This is a genomic window from Dyella sp. PARNA 12/25 (assembly GCF_055702865.1).
Map to the genome: position 1 here is coordinate 1 of NZ_JBVQCI010000031.1, position 239 is coordinate 239.

The 239-nt window shown below is 60.7% G+C and carries 1 protein-coding gene; it reads left to right on the forward strand.

Annotated features, from left to right (window positions below; all coding sequences use genetic code 11):
• Positions 1-239, forward strand: a 239-nt coding sequence (locus tag AC0GUR_RS21555) for an IS110 family transposase (protein ID WP_472879573.1), incomplete at both ends; no start/stop codon positions are given.

Below are 239 nucleotides of genomic sequence, written 5' to 3' on the forward strand. Positions count from 1 at the left end.
GTTCGCGTGAAGTTGATCGCGCCGCAGTTCGTGAAGCCGTACGTGAAGAGCAACAAGAACGACGCGAATGACGCCGAAGCGATCTGCGAGGCCATGAGTCGGCCAAGCATGCGCTTTGTGAGCGTGAAGAGCGTCGACCAACAGGATCTGCAGGCGATGCACCGGGTGCGAGCGAGCTTGGTGGAGCAACGCACCGCGAAGGGCAACCAGATTCGCGGCTTGGTCGCCGAATACGGACT